At 68.2% G+C, this 20,264-nt stretch carries 20 protein-coding genes; 8 read left to right on the top strand and 12 right to left on the bottom strand.

What is annotated here, in order from left to right; translation table 11 throughout:
- Entirely contained in the window at positions 1 to 1,266 is a 1,266-nt protein-coding gene (locus NIE79_RS25900; protein WP_238681032.1) for an MFS transporter, read from the bottom strand.
- Entirely contained in the window at positions 1,263 to 2,486 is a 1,224-nt protein-coding gene (locus tag NIE79_RS25895) for a condensation domain-containing protein (protein WP_308193235.1), read from the bottom strand. The genes NIE79_RS25900 and NIE79_RS25895 overlap by 4 nt, the downstream gene beginning before the upstream one ends.
- Positions 2,487 to 3,348: 862 nt before the next feature.
- On the opposite strand from NIE79_RS25895, the gene NIE79_RS25890 reads away from it, so the two are divergent.
- From NIE79_RS25890 to NIE79_RS25880, 3 genes are all read left to right on the top strand, one after another.
- Positions 3,349 to 3,804 carry a hypothetical protein gene (locus tag NIE79_RS25890; protein WP_238681031.1) on the top strand — a complete coding sequence of 152 codons (456 nt, stop codon included), beginning with the start codon at positions 3,349 to 3,351 and terminating at the stop codon, positions 3,802 to 3,804.
- Positions 3,801 to 4,835, top strand: coding sequence for a tyrosine-type recombinase/integrase (locus NIE79_RS25885; protein WP_238681030.1), 1,035 nt, complete (start codon positions 3,801 to 3,803; stop codon positions 4,833 to 4,835). The genes NIE79_RS25890 and NIE79_RS25885 overlap by 4 nt, the downstream gene beginning before the upstream one ends.
- Positions 4,836 to 5,222: 387 nt before the next feature.
- Positions 5,223 to 5,381 (top strand): hypothetical protein, encoded by a 159-nt coding sequence (locus NIE79_RS25880; protein ID WP_238681029.1) that lies wholly within the window; start codon positions 5,223 to 5,225, stop codon positions 5,379 to 5,381.
- A gap of 43 nt (positions 5,382 to 5,424) precedes the next feature.
- Here NIE79_RS25880 and NIE79_RS25875 read toward each other — a convergent pair whose 3' ends face one another.
- From NIE79_RS25875 to NIE79_RS25855, 5 genes are all read right to left on the bottom strand, one after another.
- Positions 5,425 to 6,408, bottom strand: coding sequence for an aldo/keto reductase (locus NIE79_RS25875; RefSeq protein ID WP_238681028.1), 984 nt, complete (start codon positions 6,406 to 6,408; stop codon positions 5,425 to 5,427).
- Between the two features lie 67 nt (positions 6,409 to 6,475).
- On the bottom strand, positions 6,476 to 7,363 hold the full coding sequence (locus NIE79_RS25870; RefSeq protein WP_238681027.1) for an aldo/keto reductase: 888 nt from the start codon (positions 7,361 to 7,363) through the stop codon (positions 6,476 to 6,478).
- A gap of 15 nt (positions 7,364 to 7,378) precedes the next feature.
- On the bottom strand, positions 7,379 to 7,777 hold the full coding sequence (locus tag NIE79_RS25865; RefSeq protein WP_238681026.1) for a DUF2255 family protein: 399 nt from the start codon (positions 7,775 to 7,777) through the stop codon (positions 7,379 to 7,381).
- A 181-nt stretch (positions 7,778 to 7,958) separates the two neighbouring features.
- Positions 7,959 to 8,792 carry an oxidoreductase gene (locus NIE79_RS25860; RefSeq protein WP_238681025.1) on the bottom strand — a complete coding sequence of 278 codons (834 nt, stop codon included), beginning with the start codon at positions 8,790 to 8,792 and terminating at the stop codon, positions 7,959 to 7,961.
- Positions 8,793 to 8,809: 17 nt separating this feature from the next.
- Entirely contained in the window at positions 8,810 to 10,078 is a 1,269-nt protein-coding gene (locus tag NIE79_RS25855; protein WP_238681024.1) for a zinc-dependent alcohol dehydrogenase family protein, read from the bottom strand.
- Between the two features lie 130 nt (positions 10,079 to 10,208).
- Here NIE79_RS25855 and NIE79_RS25850 point away from each other — a divergent pair, with 130 nt between their 5' ends.
- Positions 10,209 to 11,087 (top strand): helix-turn-helix transcriptional regulator, encoded by an 879-nt coding sequence (locus NIE79_RS25850; RefSeq protein WP_238681023.1) that lies wholly within the window; start codon positions 10,209 to 10,211, stop codon positions 11,085 to 11,087.
- 39 nt (positions 11,088 to 11,126) lie between these two features.
- On the opposite strand, the gene NIE79_RS25845 is transcribed toward NIE79_RS25850, so the two are convergent.
- Complete coding sequence (locus NIE79_RS25845; protein ID WP_238681022.1) at positions 11,127 to 12,005, bottom strand: helix-turn-helix domain-containing protein; 879 nt, start codon at positions 12,003 to 12,005, stop codon at positions 11,127 to 11,129.
- A gap of 123 nt (positions 12,006 to 12,128) precedes the next feature.
- Here NIE79_RS25845 and NIE79_RS25840 point away from each other — a divergent pair, with 123 nt between their 5' ends.
- Positions 12,129 to 12,380, top strand: a complete 252-nt coding sequence (locus tag NIE79_RS25840) for a hypothetical protein (RefSeq protein WP_238681021.1) — start codon at positions 12,129 to 12,131, stop codon at positions 12,378 to 12,380.
- 63 nt (positions 12,381 to 12,443) lie between these two features.
- Here the strand turns inward: NIE79_RS25840 and NIE79_RS25835 are convergent, their stop codons facing one another.
- Positions 12,444 to 13,154 (bottom strand): flavodoxin, encoded by a 711-nt coding sequence (locus NIE79_RS25835; protein ID WP_238681020.1) that lies wholly within the window; start codon positions 13,152 to 13,154, stop codon positions 12,444 to 12,446.
- Between the two features lie 162 nt (positions 13,155 to 13,316).
- Entirely contained in the window at positions 13,317 to 14,474 is a 1,158-nt protein-coding gene (locus tag NIE79_RS25830) for an aldo/keto reductase (protein WP_238681019.1), read from the bottom strand.
- Positions 14,475 to 15,005: 531 nt separating this feature from the next.
- Here NIE79_RS25830 and NIE79_RS25825 point away from each other — a divergent pair.
- Entirely contained in the window at positions 15,006 to 15,869 is an 864-nt protein-coding gene (locus tag NIE79_RS25825) for an alpha/beta hydrolase (protein WP_238681018.1), read from the top strand.
- Positions 15,870 to 16,113: 244 nt separating this feature from the next.
- Here the strand turns inward: NIE79_RS25825 and NIE79_RS25820 are convergent, their stop codons facing one another.
- Together NIE79_RS25820 and NIE79_RS25815 are read right to left on the bottom strand one after the other, a co-directional pair.
- Positions 16,114 to 16,257 carry a hypothetical protein gene (locus NIE79_RS25820; protein WP_238681017.1) on the bottom strand — a complete coding sequence of 48 codons (144 nt, stop codon included), beginning with the start codon at positions 16,255 to 16,257 and terminating at the stop codon, positions 16,114 to 16,116.
- Positions 16,258 to 16,336: 79 nt separating this feature from the next.
- Entirely contained in the window at positions 16,337 to 17,305 is a 969-nt protein-coding gene (locus tag NIE79_RS25815) for a DUF4394 domain-containing protein (protein WP_238681016.1), read from the bottom strand.
- 502 nt (positions 17,306 to 17,807) lie between these two features.
- Here NIE79_RS25815 and NIE79_RS25810 point away from each other — a divergent pair.
- Together NIE79_RS25810 and NIE79_RS25805 are read left to right on the top strand one after the other, a co-directional pair.
- The gene (locus tag NIE79_RS25810; protein WP_238681015.1) at positions 17,808 to 19,439 is read left to right on the top strand and encodes a DUF4331 domain-containing protein; all 1,632 of its coding nucleotides are present in this window, start codon (positions 17,808 to 17,810) and stop codon (positions 19,437 to 19,439) included.
- A gap of 124 nt (positions 19,440 to 19,563) precedes the next feature.
- Positions 19,564 to 20,253 carry a class F sortase gene (locus NIE79_RS25805; RefSeq protein WP_238681014.1) on the top strand — a complete coding sequence of 230 codons (690 nt, stop codon included), beginning with the start codon at positions 19,564 to 19,566 and terminating at the stop codon, positions 20,251 to 20,253.
- The last annotated feature ends 11 nt before the right edge of the window (positions 20,254 to 20,264 follow it).

Below are 20,264 nucleotides of genomic sequence, written 5' to 3'. Positions count from 1 at the left end.
TCAGCCAACGTGTATCGCCTCCTCGTTCCGCATTCCGGCGGCATCAGCGGGCAGGTCGCGCATCCAGCGCAGAGGTGAGAGAAGCACCCACAGTCCTGAGGCCCACACTCCGGCTGCGGCGATCCACAGGGTCGGACGGACGCCGATCCAGGAGCCCAGCGCGCCGCCCAGGAGCGCGCCCAACGGCATCACCCCGAAGATGACCCACCGCACGGAAGCCGTCATTCGTCCGAGCAGTTCCGGTGGGCAGACCCGTTGGCGGTAACTGATCGATGCGGCGTTGTAGATGGCGAACAGTGCGCTGAGTGCCGCCATGCCGAGGGTGTAGGTCGCCATGCCCCAGCCCGGCCGCGACGCGGGGACGAGCAGGACCAGCCAGCCCAGGCCGATTGGTGCAGCCCAGATGATCCTCGCCGAGCCCATTACACGGGCCAATCGTCCCGATACCAGCCCCCCACTGATGCCACCGATGGTGACCAAGGCGAGAGTCAGCGCGACCTGACCCTCGGACAGCTGCAGAACCCGCACCAGATACAGCACCGAGAGAGCGAAAATCATCTGGCTGAACAGATTCAGGGTCGCCGCCGCCGCAACCAACCTCGGCATAATGGGATGACGGAACACAAACGAGAATCCCTCGGCCAACTCTCGACGGAAATGCCGTTTGCGCGCCACAGCCCGCGCCGGCTCATCTCGACGAATCAACAGCAGCGATAAGGCATTGCCAAGGTAGGCCAAGGCATCCAACCCCACCGTTCTTGCCACGCCCAACATCGAAATGAGCGCGCCGCCGACACTGTACCCGGCGATCATCGAAACCGAATAGGTCGTGCTCATTTTCCCGTTGGCATCAAGCAATTGGTCAGGCGGCACGATCGTCGGCACCAGACTGTGGTGAGCGGTTTCGTAGAGCACCGTGCACACGCCCGAAAGCAACGCCACAATCCAAAGCTGCGCCATCGTGACCCAGCCCGACCAAGCGCCCACGGCGACCGTGGCCACCAGCCCGCCCCGCAGAAGATGGCAAATGATCATTATCATTCGCTTCGGCCAGCGGTCTACCCAGACCCCGGCCGGCAGTGAAATCAACAGATAGGCGACCATCCTCGTCGCGGTTAGCACGCCGGCCTCCAACGCGCTCGCCTCAAGAACGGTTACAGCAAGTAGAGGAATGGCGAGCAACGAGATCGCATCGCCGGTTTCGCTCAACGTCCGCCCCGACCAGAGCACCATAAAATCGCGGTGACGCCACAGGCTCCGACTCATCGCGCCGCCCCTTGCCGCAATATCGCCGTCATCGAACTCAGCAATCTCTCCAGATCCTCCCGCTCGTAACCCGATCGCATGACACGAAGGGTCAGACTGACCTCAGGGAAGACGCTGGCAATGAGGTAGAAGCTCGGACCGCTGCGTCCTCGTGGCGGCAACCACTCAATCCGGCTATGTCCAAGAGCACCACCGGCCGCGGCACCAGTTCCGGGTGGCGGCGGGACGAACGTGAAGAAGCATCCCCGGTCGAGGTCCAGTGGCGCGACCGCAGCGGGGTCGACGATCCCGTGCTGAAGGGCGCGTATCGCGTTGATGTTGACATCGGCGGCAACGGCAGCGAACGGGCGTCCCGGGTCTCCGGCGCCGCGGACCGGAACCCACTGCGTCATCGATGAGACAAGGTTTCGTACCGATGGCTCCAGCCGGTTCGCGGACAGCAGGCACAGCAGGGGTGGGTCTGCCCCGGCCGCGCCGGCGAGAGCGCGCGAGTAGGCCGCGAGAAGCAGATTGGGTAACGTTACTTCCAGTTTCTGTGCTGTTTGCCGCGCAAGATTGAAGGAGATCCCAGTATGTGCGCAGGCCCGCAAAAGGCCCTGGCGCACAATCCCCGCCTCCTGTGGCGCGGCAGCGATCGTCTGTTCACGATACTCGGCGGCAGCCGCGAGCCTCGCTACGTATACCGGTTCTCTTTGACGTGCGGCCAGCCCTCGGGGCGTGGGGGCCGGCCGCATTGCCTGTCGCGATTCGATCAGTGACTGGAAGTCCTGCTGAAGGACCGTCAGGGCCGCGCCGTCGGCGGCAAGGTGGTGGATAACCAGCTGGACCTGGCACGTCAATCCGTTCTTCTGGACCGCCCAGGCCCGCCACGGCGCCTGCTCGGTCAGGTCGAACGGAAGCCGAAGCTGCTCGGCAGCCATTGCCGACCACTGTTCCTGCTCAACCGTTCCTTGGTAAGCGGCTGGAGCGGAGGCGGCAACAACCTGACGGACGTCACTGGAGCCGCCGTCCCTAACGTAACGCGTCCGTAGGGACTCATGCCGTTCCGCAAGCGCGGCAAGTGCCCACCTGACTTCATCCGTGCCCATGCCTGGTGGCACTGCCCAGATCGGGTTCATATTTGATTCCCAGCGCTGACTGGCGGGGCGACGCACGGCGTCCTGCCATAGCGACAACTGCCCCATAGTCAGCGGATGGATGTTCTCAACGTTCCCAGCCACCACGATATCTCCACAGGAATCGGGGCGGTCGCGGCTGTCGCACCGGCCGCCCCGACCCTACGAGCATGGTTTCTGCCGGGACTCAGCCAGCGCAGTCGTTCTTCACCATTCTCTTCACCTCCCCCGTTGCTCCGGATTGGTGTTCGGAACACCGTCGACCTTGACATCCGGCGGCGAGCAGCGTCAACGGAAGGGGCTGTACGCGAGTGTCCGAAAGCGTGCGAGATCATGCGGGTCGCGCTCAACCTATTGTGGTTTCACACCATGCGGCCGCATGGTGTGGCTGATCCCCTTGGCCGTGTGTGGGCCCACCTCGACTCATCACCACGGCCCTGCTACTTCAGACGAGATCGGGTACGCGCGAGGCGCTGACCGGTCCGAGCTGGCAGAAGGCCGCTCCGACCGACCGCGTTGGTTGCTCACTCACCCGCCAGCGCTGCTTGAGTTGGGCCAGCTCGAGGCCGCGCTGGCGGAGACTCGAGCTGCACAGGCGTTGCTGAACGACGCCGAACTCCCGCCGACCAGCGGGCTGTATTCGCCGCGGCGCTGGCTAATGGGCACGGGCACGCGCTCACCGTCCGGGGCCTGCCGAAGCTGCAATGCCTCGTGCGTCGCGGGACCGGTTCAGCGCTCCGGCTGCGCCGGGTGATGATGCGCGAGCTTCAGAGTTGCGCTGAGCGTCATCGGCGGTGGGGCAACGGGTCGTGTCGCCTCTCGGACACCAGAGTTCGTGGATATCCACGCGAGATCAACTCCCCTCGCGTGGGGGCGAGAACCGGTACGTGGCATCTTTGCAACCAGGCGCCGGGAGTGTCTTCCACCTGCGCTGACACCGCTGTGTCCGCCCTGGCGGGGGGCCTAGGTGAGTCCCGGCCGCCCGCGTCCCCGCCAGCCCGACGAACAGCTCGTCGAGGCCCTCGTGCCAACCCCGCTGCCCGTCGCGGTACCGGAGCCGGCGCCGCTGCCGACATTGCCCACGCCTGCCGCCCCCAGTGGCGATGGCCGCCTGCTGTTCGACGTGGCGCGCCCCGACGCCGCGGGCCGCGTCACTGCTCGTGCGCTTCTGCGGGCGTTGGGCTGGACACCGGGCCTCACGCTGCATGTCGACGTCGTGACCGGCGCAATCCTGATCACCCCGGCCGCCGATGGCGCGCACGAAGTGGGCGCCCGCGAGGAGCTGCCCCTACCGGCCGCCGCCCGACACCTGTGCGGCATCGCTCCCGGCGAACCCGTGCTTCTGGCTGCCCTGCCCCGCCCAAACACCATCGCGGCGGTCCTGGCCGACCTGCACGCCCGCATCCTCGGAGAGCCCTCATGACCACGGATCCCGACCGTGTCGCCACCGCCCGGGCGCTGCTCAAGCACCTGGGCGTCACTGCCGCCGGCCTTACCGACAGTAACCGGCCCGCCATGCCGACAGTCGCCGAGTACCTTCCTGCTGTTATCGCGGCGGCGAGCCCGGCCACCCGACGCACCTACGGCAGCTCTTGGCGACGAATGGCCGCGGCCTACGGCGATCGGCGCATCGACGCAGTGCGGGCCAGCGACATCGAAGCCCTCATGCGACAGGCCGCCGTAGGCGCCCGCCCTCGCCGCAACTCCCGAAACGGCCGGCACGCCGGCGAGCACCTCATCGCCGCAGCCCGCGCCTTCTACAACCGCGCCATCGACGACGGTTATCTGACCATCGTGGACAGCCCTGCCTACCGGGTCCGCAAACCTCGCCGGCTGCCCAACACTCGCCGTGCTCTCACCCCTGACGAACTGTCCGACATCAACGCCGCCGCCCGCAGCGGCGGCCACGACATCGTGCTCGACGCCCTACTGCTGCGCCTGCACACCGAAACGGCCTGCCGACGCGCCGGCGCGCTCGCGCTGCGCCTGACCGACCTGGACGCCGACCACGCGCTCATCAGGCTGCGCGAGAAGGGCGGCACGCAACGCTGGCAGCCCATCACACCGATGCTCGCCAGCCGACTGGACGATCACGCCCGAGCCCGCGGCGCCGTCGCACCGACCGACGCGCTGCTGCGCTACCGCAATGGCCGACCCGCCACCTATCGGCGCTACGACCTGTTGTGGAAACGCATCGGCCGACAGTTACCGTGGGTCGCCGCCCAGGGAATCACCACGCACTGGCTGCGCCACACCACCCTGACCTGGGTCGAACGCCACTCCGGCTACGGTGTGGCCCGCGCCTACGCCGAACATACCGACCGCTGCGGACCCGCCACCACCACCTATATCAAAGCTGACCTCCGCGCCGTCGCCGCCGCTCTAAGCGCCCTCACCGGTCACCCACCCCCAATGGCCATCGAACAGCAAGGGCGCCCACGGCCATCGGCGTAGCCTGTCGAGCCGCCGATCCAACAGACGTGACCAGCTCGAGCGCTACCGTTCCCGCGCTACACGCGAGACCGCCGGAGTCGATGACCAGCGCGCCACGTCGGGCTCCAGTGGACGCGGCACGCCAGGGCGATCGCGTCAAGATCGAGCACGGCGAGTAGGGCAGCAATGCCGCAGCCGCCGGCCTGCCGGCTCAGAATGCGATCGGTGCCGATGGGCGGCTCGGCGAGCCGAATGACGGTCTACCGTTGACGCGCGGAAGAGACCGCACCGGCGGCTAAGGGCCCAGCCAGCCTGCCGCAGTTCACACACGGCCCGACTAGAGGCGCGGCGGCTGGCCGCACAATGGCTGGCCCGGTCGCGTGAAATCACTCGCCTTCGGCTGCCGACGTGAATCCCGAGCTGCGGCGAGTCATCGCGAATAGATCGCCCGAAGGGGGCGCTGCGCTCGGGCTGCATCACGGCGTCGCCATCGAAGAGCAGGTCCTGCGGCCGCGTCCCGAGTACGCCTTGAGCCCCGACCGGGTGTTCTCAGCTGATCTTGAGTGATGCCGGACAAGACGACAGCTCTAAAGGGCTAAGCCAGCGCGGTTCACCGCTCGATCATTTGCATCTGCTCGTCGGTGTGGTGGCCGCCTTCGGCTACGGGTAGGGCGGTGAGGGTCGCGATCTGCTCGGGCGTGAGCGTGACGGCGTCCGCGGTGGCGTTCTCCTGCACCCGGCTGACCCGCTTGGTGCCGGGGATGGGAACGATGTCGTCGCCCTGGGCCAGCAGCCAGGCCAGTGCCACTTGGGCCGAGGTGGCGCCGACCTGATCGGCGACTGCCTTCACCTGGTCGGCGAGGCGCAGGTTGCGCTGGAAGTTCTCGCCGGTGAAGCGCGGGTGGTTCTTGCGGAAGTCGCTGTCATCGAGCTTCTCGACGTCGGCCGGGGTGCGCAGGGCGCCGGTGAGGAAGCCGCGGCCGAGGGGGGAGTACGCGACCAGGCCGATGCCGAGCTCGCGCAGCAGCGGCAGGATCTCCTCCTGGTCGCGCGTCCACAGCGAGTACTCCGACTGCAGCGCGGTGACCGGGTGCACGGCGTGTGCGCGGCGGATGGTGTCGATCCAGGCCTCGGACAGGCCGACGTGCCGGATCTTGCCGTCCTGCACGAGTTGTGCGAGGGCGCCCATGGTGTCCTCGATGGGGGTGTCCGGGTCGACGCGGTGCTGGTAGTACAGGTCGATGTGGTCGGTGCCGAGGCGCTTGAGTGAGCCGTCGACCGCGCTGCGGATGCTGTCTGGGGTGCTGTCCGGCTTGCCGGCGCCACGGCCGGTGTGCGAGATCAGGCCGAACTTGGTGGCCAGCACGACCTGGTCGCGGCGGCCTTGTAGGGCCTTGCCGACGAGTTCCTCGTTGACGTAGGGGCCGTAGACCTCGGCGGTGTCGATGAGGGTGACGCCGAGGTCGATCGCGCGGTGGATGGTGCGGATGGACTCGGCGTCGTCGCTGCCGGCGCCGCTGTAGCCGTGTGACATTCCCATCGCGCCGAGGCCGATGCGGGCGACCTCGAGTTCACTGAGCTTCGCGGTACGCATGGTGGTTCCTCCGTGTCGTGGTGCGTCGAACCCCGCTGCCCCCGGCGGGGCAGCGGGGTCGGTTGGATCAGGCTTCGGGGATCTCGCGGCCGAAGCTCTCGAGGGTGATGGCCTCCGGCTCGGGGCCGCCGCGCTTGCCGGTGTCCAGGGCGTCGATTGCGGCGAGCTGCTCGCCGGTGAGCTCGAAGTCGAACACATCGAAGTTTTCCGCGATCCGGGCCGGCTTGGTCGACTTCGGGATCGCCGAGCGGCCCTGCTGCAGGTGCCAGCGCAGCATCACCTGCGCGGGGGTCTTGCCGTGCGCCGTGGCGATCTCACCGATCACCGGGTCCTGCAGCGTGCTGGTGTGCTCGCCGTCGCGGTAGAACGTGATGCCGCCGATTGGCGACCACGCCTGCGACAGGATGCCGTGCTGGGCCCCGAAGGCCTGCACCTCGCGCTGTTGGAAGTACGGGTGCACCTCGATCTGATTCACCGCCGGCACGACGGTGGCCGTGTCGAGAAGCCGGGTCAGGTGCTCGACCATGAAGTTGCTGACGCCGATGGCGCGGACCTTGCCGTCGGCCAGCAGTGTCTCCAGCGCCCGGTACGCGTCGAGGGTCTTGTCGAACTCCGACGGCAACGCCTGGTGCAGGATGAGCAAGTCGATCTGGTTGACGCCCAGCTTGCGAGCACTTTTGTCGAAGCCGTGCAGGGTCTCGTCGTACCCGTAGTCGCTGATCCAGATCTTGGTTTCGAGAAAGACCTTGGAGCGGCCGACGCCGGACGTGGCGATGGCCTCGGCGACTTCGCGCTCGTTGCCGTACGCGGCGGCGGTGTCGATGTGCCGGTAGCCGGTCGACAGGGCCGCCTGGACGGCGTCGCGGGTCTCGTCCGGCGGGGTCTGGAAGACACCGAAGCCGATGGGGGGAATCGTGACGCCGTTGTTCAGCGTCAGCGGCGAAGCGGTGGACATGAAAAGCGTTTCCTCTCAGTATCGGGGGAGCAGGCGGAGGGTGACCCCGTGCGCTTCCTCTCCCACGACGGAGCCCACGATGGCGGGCCCGTACCGGTCGTACTTGGCGTGGTAGGCAACGTCGATGGCGGCCTGGACGTCGGGGTTGGCAGGTTCGGTGAACACCACATCGCGTTCCAGGCCGCCGGCGCGGATACACCCCGCACCGACGCGTACAGCCCGGGCGTACCAGGCGTTGGCCGGGCCGCGGGCCGAGCGGACGTACAGCTCGTCACCGGCGCGGACAACCCACATCGTCACCCACCGGCTGAGTGTGCCGTCGCTGCGCCGTGACGCGAGCTGCAGCTCCTCGGCGCGGCAGATGGTGGCCAGCTCTTCGCCTGTCCAGGACGTCGTCACAACTTCGGGTTCCACAACTCTTCCTCCAGGCCCTTCCGACAAATGACGTACCCAGCCTGGTGTCAGCAAACATCGGTGTTCCGGTTACAGGGAGTTTCTGCCGAAAGGGGTACGGGCAGAGTCCCCCAGCGCAGGTTCGAGCCGGGGACCGGTCGGTCAGCGATGGTGCGGCGAGTGCTCGTGACCGTCGTCGGCGTCACTCTCGTGGGAAGTCGGTGCTGACGCTCAGCTCCCGCCAGGCCTCGAGTTCCGCGCGTTGGCTGTCGAGGGCCTCGCCGATGACTTTCACCGCGTCCGAGCCGAGCAGAAGCAGGGTCGGTGGGTGTCCGGCTTCGACGGCGGTGATCAGGGCTGTGGCGGCTTTGGTCGGGTCGCCGGGTTGGGTGCCGTGGGTGCTGTCGTTCTCCTTGCGACGCTTGCCGGCGGTAGCGGTGTAGTCGTCGATGACCGTGGCGGATTGGGTCAGCGAGCGACCGGCGAAGTCGGTGCGGAAGGCGCCGGGCTCGACCGTGGTGACCCTGATCCCGAGCGGCTCGACCTCCTTGCGCAGCGTGGCGGACATGCCTTCGAGCGCTGCTTTGCTGGCGGAGTAGTAGCCGGAGCCGGGGTTGAAGGAACGCGCCCCGATCGAGGAGATGTTCACGATCGTGCCGCTGCGCCGCGTCCGCATGCCCGGAAGCACCGCCTTGATCATGGTGACCGGGCCGAAGAAGTTCGTGGCGAACAACTTTTGCACGTCGGCGTCGTCGCCTTCCTCGACCGCGGCGCGGTAGCCGTAGCCGGCGTTGTTGACCAGCACGTCGATGCTGCCAAAACGGTCCACAGCCTGCTCAACGGCGGCGGTGGCCTGCGCGGGGTCGGTCACGTCCAGGGCAATGGCCAGAGCCTTCCCGGGGTGGTCGTCGGCGAGGTCCTGGACCGTGGACGCGTCGCGGGCGGTGACGACGGCGTTGTCGCCGCGGGCGAGAACCGCGTCGGCGAGGGCGCGGCCCAGGCCGCTGGAGCAGCCGGTTATCAACCAGGTGGTCATGTGTTTCTCCTAAGCGATCAGGCGCCGATGCGGACGAGCGACTTGGTGGCGCGGCGGTCAATCATCGCGTCGTAGGCGTCCTTGACGTCGTCCAGGCCGGTTTCGTAGTCGAAGACCAGACCCGGGTTGATCCGCCCGCGCAGGACGTCGTCGAGCAACTCGGGGATGTAGCGGCGGGCCGGGGCGACACCGCCGCGCAGGCCGACGTTGCGGAAGATGACCGTCTGCAGCGGAACGGTGGAGTCGTGCGGCACCCCGACGGCGCCGACGATCGAGCCGACCCGGGCGATCCCGAAGGCGGTAGCCATCGACTGTCCGGTGCCTACGCACTCCAGGGCGGCGTCGACGCCGAGTCCGCCGGTCATGTCCATGACCAGTTTGGTGGCGTCGTCGCCGCGCTCGGCGACGATGTCGGTCGCGCCGAACTCCCGCGCGAGGGCCTGGCGGACCGGGTTGCGGCTCAGCGACACGATCCGCTCCGCGCCCAGACGCTTGGCCGCGATCACCGCGCACAGGCCCACCGCGCCATCACCGACCACCGCCACGGTGTCTCCGGGCTTCACGCCGGCACTGACGGCGGCGTGGTGCCCGGTGCACATCACATCCGACAACGCCACCAGCGACTTCATCACCGCGTCGGAATAGTCGCCGGCCGGCACCTTGACCAGCGTCGCATCAGCGTACGGAACCTTGACGTACTCGCCTTGGCCACCGTCGACGCCGTGGTTGCCGAATGAACCGCCGCTGAGGCAGTTACCGGTCCAGCCGGCTCGACAGTTGGCGCAGGTGCCGTCGCAGAAGGTGAACGGCGCGACGACCAGATCCCCCGGACGTACGGTGCTCACGTCGGCGCCGACCTGCTCGACGACGCCGACGAACTCGTGGCCGATCGGGCCCAGGGCGTGCGGGTTGACACCGCGGTAGTACCACAGGTCGGAGCCGCACACGCAGCCAAGCGTGACGCGTACGACCGCGTCCGTGGGCTTCTCGAGGCGTGGGTCGGGGCGCTCGCCGACGGTGATGTCGCCGGGGCCGCCGTAAAGAGTGGCACGCACGGTGAGTCCTTTCCTCGTACTGATGGAGATCGCCTGCCCCGATCGGGCTCTCTGTGAGCGGCGTGCAGGACGCAGCGCCAGGCTGGCGGCGGCCGTGGGGATGACGAGAATCGCGGTGGCGGTGAGGCTGGGTGTACACCGGTCAGGAAGCTGGCCTGACCGGCGACGACGGCGCCGAAGGTGGCGACGCCGAGCGGGCCGCCGGCCGCCGCAACGTGTTGAACGGGACATGGTTGCCTTCTGACGTGGCGTTGGATCTCGTCCTCCAGGAAACTCCCGCCGCCCGCGAGCAGGGAGGCACCACGTAAAGGGGTACTGACAGTGACCCCTTCGCCTTAGGAAAACTGCTTAACCTTGGTTTATGGACAACAGCAGCGAGGTACGGGCGTTCCTGACCTCCCGACGCGCGAAGGTCACCCCGGAACAGGCCGGCATCCCCGCGTACGGCAGCCGTCGGGTCGCTGGACTGCGCCGCGGTGAGGTTGCCGCCCTTGCTGGGGTCAGCGTCGAGTACTACACCCGTCTGGAACGCGGCAACCTCGGCGGTGCCTCCGAAAGTGTCCTGGACGCCGTTGCGCGTGCGCTGCGACTGGACGAGACGGAGACCGCGCACCTGCACCACCTGGCCCGGGCGGCGGGGCCCCAGCCGTCCCGCGCTCGCGCCCGCCGCGACAAGACGCCCGAGATCCGGCCGGCGGTCCGCCGGGTTCTGGACTCGATGTCCGGCGTGCCCGCGTTCCTGCGTAACCACCGCTTCGACATCCTGGCCGCGAACCCTCTGGGCATGGCGCTCTACGCACCCATGTTCGCCACCGGCGCGACGCTGCCGGTGAACTCGATGCGATTCAACTTTCTCGACCCGCAGGCCCAGGCGTTCTACCCGCAGTGGGCGCAGGTGTCGCGCTCCGCCGTCGCCGCGCTCCGCATCGCGGCTGCTCAGAGCCCGGACGACCAGCAGTTGATGAATCTGATCGGTGAGCTGTCCATGCGCAGCGAGCCGTTCCGGGCCATGTGGGCCGCTCAGGACGTCTACGTTCACCGCCACGGCACCAAGCTTCTCCGCCACCCCGCCATCGGGGAGCTGGACCTGGCTTTCGAAGCGCTCGAGCTGCCCGGCGACGATGGGCTGATGATCCTGACCTACTCCGCCGAGCCGGGCACCCCCGCCGGCGACGGCCTCGAACTGCTCGCCACCTGGGCCGCGACCCAGAAGGCCAAAACCGCTCCGGCGAGAGACTGACGCGGCCGGTTCTGGTTCACGGCCTGGTCATGGCATCCATCAGAGACGCCCGATGTCACGATCGGCGGGTTGTTCGCCGCGGTTCGCTGCCTGGTCGGCGAGCAGCCGCAGGCCGTCCGCGCTGGCGCTGCCCGGCTCGGCGCCGTACACGACCAGCGCCTGGTCGTGGTCAGCGGCCGGCGTCAGCACCTCGAAGGTCAGCTCCATCGGGCCTGCCACCGGGTGATGCAGGCGCTTGACTCCCGTCGTGTGGGCGCGCACGTCGTGGCGCGCCCACCGGACACGGAAGTGATCGCTGCGGGTGGTCAGCTCCCCGATCAGCCTGGCCAGAGCTTTGTCATGCGGCCAGCGGGCGGCCTGCACGTGCAGCAGCGCGACAGTGTCGTCGGCGATCCGGTCCCACTCGATCCAGAACTGTCGGGCCCGGCCGTCGAGGAACACGAACCGGGCATGGTTGGGTGGGTCGGCGCGTTCATAGAGCGGAGCCAACAAGGCCCGGGCGAGACTGTTGGCGGCTATCAGGTCAGCGCTGCCGTTGAGCACGAACGCGGGAGAGCCGGTGAGCGCGTCCAGCATGCGCAGCAGGTTCGGGCGCACCGCAGCGCCGTGCGGCTTCCCGTTCGGGCGACGAGTTGCCGGTCCGCCATTGGCGGCCAGGTCGGCCAAGTAGGTGCGTTCGGCCTCGTCGAGCTGCAGAGCCCGGGCGACAGCGTTCAGGACGCTGTCGGAGACCCCGGCGAGGTTGCCGCGCTCCAAGCGCGTGTAGTACTCGAGACTGACCCCGGCGAGAGCGGCGACCTCGGAACGGCGCAGCCCGGGAACCCGGCGGATGCCGCGCGTCGACAGGCCCACCCGCTGTGGGCTGATGCGCGCACGTCGGGACATCATGAAGTCGCGGATCTCGGCGCGGTTGTCCACGTTGCCCACGCTACGAAAGCCTGCCGGCGTGAGGGGGTCCCTGTCATTACTCCTTTCGCCAGGGACTGCCTGGCTGCCCGTCGTCGTGGCCGGCGCGGCCCCGTTGGAGTGCACGCAAGGTCAGTGACCGAGCGCAGGTCACGGCCTGCGCGCCTCGACTCCCGTGCCGGCCAGCACCGGAGCCGGCACCCGCTCGCCCTGGACCCGGATCGCGTTCAGCGCAGGCGACTCACGGCCAGGTGGGTCACCTGTCTGATCCTGGCCGCCGTTGTCCCGGCTGCGATCGTCCTGCCGTCGCTGGTCACGCTCATCCTCGTCGCGGTCACCCTCGCCATCATCAGCCTGGCCGCACCACGACACCGATACCTCCAGTGAGCGTGGCGGGGCGGCTTGGTGTCCGCGCCCCCCTTCTGCGCCGCCCGGCAGTCTTCGGGTGGGTCAGCGGGTGAGCAGGCCGATGCGGCGCAGCCAGTCCGCGACGTCAGGTTCGGCGTCGGCGACCTCCTCACCGCGCACGGCCAGGCCTTCCCCGATCGTCGCACCCCGGCAGGCGGCGGTGTAGTCGCGCTCCGTGGTTCCCAGTCCGCTCATCGCGTGTGTGGTCAGCGGGTGGACCGTCTTACCGGTGAAGGTCAGGCCTTCGACGAACGTCGTCATGATCATTGGTGCGCGGACGTTCCAGATCGGGCTGCCGAGCAGGACGGTGTCGTAGCGCTCGATCGAGTCGAGTGGGTTGGCGATGCCCGGGCGGGCATTCTCGTTCTGTTCCCGCACGTTGCGCGCGACGGTCGGCTCGTAGTCGTCGGGATAGGGGTCGGCGGCCTCGATGCGGTGCACGTCGCAGCCGATGAGGCGGCTGATCATGCCCGCGACGACCTCCGTGTTGCCGACGGTCAAGCGGCGGCGGCCGCCGTTGAAGTAGTTCTCCCCGGCGCGGGAGAAGTAGGCCAGCAGCACCCTGCTGCCGGACGACGGGGAGGTAGCCGGGGCGCTGCGTGGCGTGCTGTCGGCCGAGGTCGGGGCCGGCGACCGGGGAGTCTGCGGTGAATCGGCGCAGGCGCTGAGCACCGGACCGGACGCCGTCGCGGCAGTGCCGAGCAGGATGCCTCGCAGCAGCGCGCGGCGTGGGTACGTGTTCCTCGTATCCATCAGCCCTCCCGGTACCAATGCTAGAAGAATGACTCGTCGCGAGTCGTGGACCAGCAGAAAGGCGGCCCCCGGCCCGGCTGCGGAGCCGCTGCCGGGCCGGGGCGGCGCGCCTCAAGCGGAGCAGGCCGGGGCCATCGCGGCCCGGCCCGCTGTCGGTGTGTGTCAGCGAGGCAGGGGTGCTTCGACGCCCGACAGTGCGAGCACCGGCGCCGGTAGCCGCTCGCCGTGGATCTGGATCGCGTTGAGCGCGGTGGTGAAGTCGCGCAGCTCGTCGGGGGTGAAGGTGACCTCTTCGGTGCCGATGTTCTCCAGCAGGTGCGAGGTGCGGGTCGCGCTCGGGATCGGTACGATCCACGGCTTCTGTGCCTGCAGCCAGGCCAGCGACAACTGGCCGGGGGTCGCGCCCTTGCGGACGGCCCACTCCGACAGCAGTTGCACCAGGGGCATGTTGGCGGTCATGTTCTCCGGCGAGTTGCGCGGCACGAATGCGCGGAAGTCCCCTTGGGTGAAGCGGGTGTACGGGTTGATCGTGCCGGTGGTGAAGCCGTAGGCCAGCGGCGCCCAACACACGAAGCCGATCCCCAGCTCCTCACACAGCGGCAGGATCTGTTGCTCCGCACCGCGCCACATCAGGTTGTACTCGTTCTGGATCGCCGTCAGCGGCTGCACCGCGTGCGCACGACGTACCGTCTGCGGGCCCGGCTCGGACAGCCCCCAGTGCCGCACCTTTCCGGCTCTGATCAGGTCCTTGACCGCGCCCGCCACGTCCTCGATCGGCACGGCGGGGTCGACGCGGTGCTGGTACAGCAGGTCGATGTGGTCGGTCCTGAGGCGCCCGAGCATGCCGTCGACGGCGCGCTTGACGTGCTCCGGGCGGCTGTTGAGACCCGGGAGTTGCTGGCCGGTGTCGGGGTCGATGTTCCAGCCGAACTTCGACGCGATCACCACCCGGTCGCGCACCCGCCGTAGCGCCTCGCCGACGATGCGCTCGGATTCGAACGGCCCGTACGCCTCGGCCGTGTCGAACAGGGTGACGCCCTGGTCGACGGCCGTCCGAATGATCCTGATCATGTCCTCGCGGCTGCTGACCGGCCCGTACAGCCTTCCGGTCATGGTCTGGCAACCCAGCCCGATGCTCGAGACCTTGAGCCGGCCCAGCCGTCGCCGGCTGGTCAGGGTGGTGACCTTCTCCGCCGTGCCGTCACGGCCGGCGGCCGACGCCGGAGCGGGACCCGCGAGGCCGGCCACTGCGGGAGTTGCCGCGAGGGCGGCCGCGCCCACCAGGAACCGGCGACGGCTGCTGCTGTTGATGTCAGACATTGAACCCCTTCTCGTTGTCGCGACAGGAGTGCGGTTCGCAGCCCCATGCAACCCGGGATTGCGGCGGTCAGGGAGCCTCTGCTGAGAGGGGTAACGACAGCAACCCCCACATGACGGCAAAACACGTGTAGAACACGCATCAGCCTGGTATACGTAGGTGTCGATCTCTGGTGGGTGCGCCATCCGACATCACCGTCGTCGAGCTGGCCACCTGCAGGTCGTGAGGGCGGTACCTCACGACCCGCGCAGCTTGATTCGACGCAGCCTAGACAGGAGCTAATGATGGCCCTCTCCCGACGGCGAGTGCTCGGTGCCTCGGCACTGGCGATCACGGCTGGCGCCACTGTGTCCACAGCATCGGCGAGCCCTGCGGTTGCCGGAGCATCGCGTCCCGGCCGGCCCAGGCCTCTAGCCATCGCAGAGCAGGGCAGCTTCTCCGCAGGCGGGACCGTCAAACGCACCGAGGGCGTTTTCAACCCCCGGACCCCGTTCGAACCTCAGGGTCAGACCCTGCACGGAGATCACGCCAGCGTGCGCTACCAGATCCCCGAGAACCCGTGCCGGTACCCGCTGGTCTTCCTGCACGGCGCCGGCCAATCTGCACGCTCGTGGGAGACCACCCCCGACGGCCGCGAGGGCTTCCAGAACATCTTCCTACGCCGCGGTCGCGGGGTGTACCTCGTGGATCAGCCGCGGCGTGGCCAGGCCGGCCAGAGCACCCTTCCCACGACCATCGCCGCTGACACGGCCGACCAGAACTGGTTCACCCAGTTCCGCATCGGTGTCTGGCCCAGCTTCTACCCGGGTGTGCAGTTCCCCCGCGACCATGACTCGCTGAACCAGTTCTTCCGGCAGATGACGCCCAACACCGGTCCGTACGACGAGGAGGTCATTTCCGATGCGATGGCCGCAGTGTTCCGGCGGTCCGGCCCGGGCATCCTGGTCACCCATTCTCAAGGCGGGGCGCCGGGCTGGAGGACGGCCATGAAGAGCACCCGGGTGCGTGCGGTCGTCGGCTACGAGCCGGGTGGCGCGTTCACCTTCCCCGACGATGAGATGCCCCAGCCGATCCCGAACAACTACGCCACCGTGACCGGGCAAGCGGTTCCCCGGCAGGAGTTCCTCAAGCTAACCCGGATCCCGATTGTGCTGTACTACGGCGACAACATCCCCAGCCGGCCCTCCGACATCCCGGCCCGGGACTACTGGCGTGCCGTTCTGGAGATGGCTCGGCGCTGGGCCGCCCTGATCAACCGCAACGGCGGGGACGCCACCGTCGTGCACCTGCCCGCCGAAGATATCAAGGGCAACAGCCACTTCCTGTTCTCTGACCTCAACAACGTCGAGGTGGCAGACCTGCTGTCTGCCTGGCTGCGCCGGAAGAACCTGCAGTAGCGCGCTCGACACCGGCTACACATTGCGCCCGTCCAGATCTGCGGCACACGAACGACTCAGATGGACCAGCAATGTCGTTCGCGCCGGCACCACGGTGATCACCCGCGGACCTTGGCGCTCCGGGCCAGGGAGGCCGCCGGCAGCCTGCCGGCCGTGCGCATTGGCTTGAGCTGAGCGGTTCGTGCAGCCGGCGGCCGCGTCCGCGAGTCCCGGCGGGACGCCGGGCCCACGGACGGTCGTCGGTTCAACCTGCGGGGGTCAGGCGGTAGACCAGGCCGGCCGCGCCGTCGGTCACGTAGATCGCGCCGTCCGGGCCGGGGATCGCGTCCACGCTGCGGCCCCACCGGGTGCCGTAGAGCAACACCAACTCATCGTCTGAAGCGCTCACCGCCAATCCAGCGGCAGGCAGGCGGACCACATGGGTCTCTGCCTGCCTGCCGCTGTCTGTGTGCGTGCATGGGTGAGGATCAGTGCTGGTCGAGCGGCAGTGCGAGGTCGACGACGGTGCGGTCGCCGAAGGTGCCCTGCTTGTCGGCGTTCCCGGTCAGCATGTCGATCTGATAGAGGTTGCTGCGGTGGTTGACCTGCAGGACGGCGTAGCCCTTGTTGTAGACGGCCTTGTCGTCGCGGATGCTGCTGTAGATGTCGAAGCCCGCCCAGTCGCCGGCGTCGACGCCGAGTTTGCCGGTGGCGGCGAGTTGTCCGGAGTTGGCCGGGGACTGCACCGCGACCTGGTCGAGGTTGGTGTCGATGTCGAACAGGGTGGTGGCGGTGTCGGGGTCGAGGTCGTTGTTGGTGTACGCCGCGCCGGTCACTCCCTTGGCGACGTCCGTGGCCGGCGGGTAGGTGAGGTTGCCGTCCTCGACGGTGACGTCGTCGTTGAGGTTGTGGCGCAGGTTCTGGCCCTGGTCGCTGATGACGCGCAGCCGGTCCGCGGCGGGGTTGAAGTCGACGCCGAAGTATTCGCCCTTGAGTTTGACGCTGAGCTGGCTGACCTCGGTGGCCTTCGCGTCGCGGGTGGAGATCAGGTAGACGCCGCCCTCGTCGCCGACGCCGTAGAGCCGGCCGTTCTGCACCCGGTAGTCGATGCCGACGAGCTTCTCGTCGTCCTCCAGCCGTACCCGGCCGATGGTGCAGGCGTCCCACGGCTTGTCGACGTCGAACTTGACCAGCTTTTGATCGTCGGTCAACCCGACAGCCTTGAGCCCGTCGCGCCCTCCTTTCCTGTCGTTCTTCGACCGGTCGTCGTCGTTGTCGTTCCTGGAGGAGTAGCGGCCCTTGTCGTAGCCGGCGGAGGAGTGGCACGACTTGTCGCGGTCGTGCCGCCCGTCGTTGCCCGACCCGCCGTCGGCGAACGCCGGGGCGGCGAACGCGCTGGCCCCGAGGGTCACGGACAGACCGGCGAGCAGCAGGTTCCTGTTGAGCGGATACTTCATGTCGAGCACCTCTCTGCAGGGATGAGGCCGAAAGCCTCGAATCAGTCCCAAGAACATGAAAGCAGCTCGCTAAGGCCTTCCGGGTGGCAATGAGTGATGTTGAGCCCGATCGACCGGACAGTGCTCTGAACAGGAAAAACGTCCGAGGGGCCGGTGCGGAGGGTCGACTCCGGTGACAGGCGACTGCCGCGCCACAGGGCGCATCAGCTTGGGTCACCGGCGCCGCCTTTGACGGCCTGACCCGCAGCATCAAGCCTTGATTGATGTCCGCGCCGCTCGGATCGCCGCTGACACAGATGGCATCACCGATGCCGCCTTCGACGACGCTTCCGCGAGGCTGAGACGACCTGCGACGAATTGTTGCGCTGTGAGCGATCTGCGTGTTGCTCGCCGAGGTTTCGGGTTTCGGCTTCCCTGCGATCGCGGTCGCTGTTGAATCAAGTTGGGGGATAAGTGCTGGTCAAGGCTTTATTGATCACAGATGGGGACGGGGGCGGGGGACGTGCGAGGTGGTTCGCTACTCACTAATCCGGGGCGGGGTGCCCTGGCGTGGTATGCCGGAGCCGCGGCGCTGGCGTTGGTCGCCGGTACCGGCGGCGCTGGGCTGGTGTCGGAGGTGGCCGACGCGTCGAGTCACCGGGAGGCGCCGTTGATCGCGGGCGATCCGGAGGTGGACAACACGGACGTGTACGCGTTCGTCAGTCCCGACAAGCAGGACACGGTCACGTTGATCGCGAACTGGTTGCCGTTTCAGGAGCCGAACGGAGGGCCGAACTTCTACTTCTTCAAGCCCGGCGCCCAGTACGACATCAACATCGACAACGACGGTGACGCCCGCGCGGACGTCACCTACCGGTGGGTGTTCGCCAACGACGACAAGCGCGACGGCACGACGTTTCTCTACAACAACGGCGTGGTCAACAACCTGAACGACCCGACGCTGCTGTTCAAGCAGACCTACACGCTCAGCGAGATCAAGGGCGGCCACTCGCGGGTGCTGGTACACGACGGGATCGTCGCGCCGTCGAATGTGGGTCCGACGTCGATGCCGAACTACGGGCGGCTGCGTCAGCAGGCGGTGACGTCGGTCGAGGGCGGCGGGCAGACGTACGCGGGTCAGGCCGAGGATCCTTTCTTCCTGGACCTGCGGGTATTCGACCTGATCTACGGGGCGAATCTGTCCGAGCGGGGGCAGGACACCCTGGCCGGTTACAACGTGCAGACCGTCGCGTTGCAGGTGCCCAAGTCGGCGCTGGCGCTCAACGACGACGACACCCGCAACCCGGTGATCGGGGTGTGGAGCGCCACGTCGCAGCCGGGCATGCAGGTCAAGGACCCGAAGGCCGGCGGAGACCAGGTACAGGTATCGCGGCTGGGTAACCCGCTGGTGAACGAGTTGGTGCCAGCGGCGAACCAGAAGGACGGCTTCAACGCCAGCACTCCGGCGGACGACAGCAAGAACCAGAAGCTGATCGACCGGGTCCTCAACCCGGAGCTGCCGAAGGTGATCCAGCAGATCTACAACATCCCGGCACCGGCCACCCCGCGCAACGACCTCGCGGAGATCTTCTTGACCGGCATCGCGAAGAACGCGCCGACCCTGGACGGGTCGACGCCGCCGATCCAGGCGGATCTGAACTCGCAGATCCTCAATGCCGACGTGGACGCGAAGGCGTTCGTGCCGGCCGAGGAGTTGCGGCTGAACATGAGCGTGCCGGTGACGGCCAACCCGAACCGACTGGGCGTGCTCGGCGGTGACCTGCAGGGCTTCCCGAACGGACGTCGGCTCACCGACGACGTGGTGGACATCGAGTTGCAGGCCTTCGAGGGCGCGGCGCAGACCGGGCAGCTCGTTCCCGCGCTCGCCGCCGGCGACAAGGTCAACACGAACAACGTGCCGTTCGTGAACACGTTCCCGTATCTGGCGCTACCCAGCAATGTGGCGGTGAACCAGATCGACGCCGACGGAATGCCCTCCGGCGGCGTGCCCAGCGGTGCCGGCGGCACCGCCTCGACGGGCGTCGTCTGGATGAGAGTCGCGGGCGGTATCGCTGCGGCGGCCTGCTTCGGCGCCGGTCTGCTGGTCAGCCGTCGCCGTCACCGGCTGACCGTTTCGCGTCCGGCCAGCAGTTGATCGATGGTGCGGCGCGGCCCCCGGCCGCGCCGCACCTTTGGCGTCCCAGGCCCGTCCCGACGGAGGGCGTCGGTGGCGGGCCGAATCGTGATCAGCCCACTTCGAGGCGGGGGCAGGACGTTGCATGGCTGTTTACCGGTCGCCCGCACGGGTCCCGCAGGCCGCACTGCCGCTGCGGCGGATAACCCCGAGCGTGCTGCTCATGATCGTTGGAGGGCTCATCGTGCTGATGACAGTCACGCTGACGACGGTCGAGCGACCGTCGGGGCAGGCCCACGGCAGCGCGGCCGACGCGCCGGTGGGCGCGCCGGGCGCGCCGCTGAGTCCGCAGCCGGGCCGTGGCGGCTCGGATTCGCCCGCGCAACCGGCTGAGCTGTCGATCCCGTCGATCGGGGTGCGGTCCCCCCTGGTGGACCTGGCCCGTCAGTCGGACGGCGCACTGCCCGCCCCCACCGACTATCAGAGGGCCGGCTGGTATGCCGGTGGTCCGATGCCGGGGGAGCGGGGAGGTCCACCGGCGGTGATCGTCGGCCACGTGGACTCTGACACCGGGCCGGCGGTCTTCTACCGGCTGCGGGACCTGGCGGTGGGCAGTGAGGTGCAGGTCCGCGACATCGCCGGCTCAGTCCTGACCTTCCAGGTCTACCGAATCGAGGAGTACGCCAAGAACACGTTTCCCGCTGATGCGGTCTACGCCCGAAGCGATCGGGCGGAGCTGCGGCTGATCACCTGCACCGGGACGTTCGACCGGCGGGCGGGCAGCTACCGGGACAACCTCGTCGCGTACGCCGCCCTCGCTGGTGGTGGCTCGTGAACGGCCTGCGG

The sequence above is a fragment of the Micromonospora trifolii genome (genome assembly GCF_022229005.1).
GTDB lineage: Bacteria > Actinomycetota > Actinomycetes > Mycobacteriales > Micromonosporaceae > Micromonospora > Micromonospora trifolii.
The sequence above is the reverse complement of the archived record's forward strand: the minus strand, read 5'-3'. Positions and strand labels throughout refer to the sequence as shown.

Coding starts and splice junctions, on each gene's coding strand:
- NIE79_RS25900 (WP_238681032.1), bottom strand. CDS start 1,266: ATGAGTCGGAGCCTGTGGCGTCACCGCGATTTTATGGTGCTCTGGTCG.
- NIE79_RS25885 (WP_238681030.1), top strand. CDS start 3,801: ATGACCACGGATCCCGACCGTGTCGCCACCGCCCGGGCGCTGCTCAAG.
- NIE79_RS25875 (WP_238681028.1), bottom strand. CDS start 6,408: ATGCGTACCGCGAAGCTCAGTGAACTCGAGGTCGCCCGCATCGGCCTC.
- NIE79_RS25870 (WP_238681027.1), bottom strand. CDS start 7,363: ATGTCCACCGCTTCGCCGCTGACGCTGAACAACGGCGTCACGATTCCC.
- NIE79_RS25860 (WP_238681025.1), bottom strand. CDS start 8,792: ATGACCACCTGGTTGATAACCGGCTGCTCCAGCGGCCTGGGCCGCGCC.
- NIE79_RS25855 (WP_238681024.1), bottom strand. CDS start 10,078: ATGTCCCGTTCAACACGTTGCGGCGGCCGGCGGCCCGCTCGGCGTCGC.
- NIE79_RS25850 (WP_238681023.1), top strand. CDS start 10,209: ATGGACAACAGCAGCGAGGTACGGGCGTTCCTGACCTCCCGACGCGCG.
- NIE79_RS25835 (WP_238681020.1), bottom strand. CDS start 13,154: ATGGATACGAGGAACACGTACCCACGCCGCGCGCTGCTGCGAGGCATC.
- NIE79_RS25830 (WP_238681019.1), bottom strand. CDS start 14,474: ATGTCTGACATCAACAGCAGCAGCCGTCGCCGGTTCCTGGTGGGCGCG.
- NIE79_RS25815 (WP_238681016.1), bottom strand. CDS start 17,305: ATGAAGTATCCGCTCAACAGGAACCTGCTGCTCGCCGGTCTGTCCGTG.
- NIE79_RS25805 (WP_238681014.1), top strand. CDS start 19,564: ATGGCTGTTTACCGGTCGCCCGCACGGGTCCCGCAGGCCGCACTGCCG.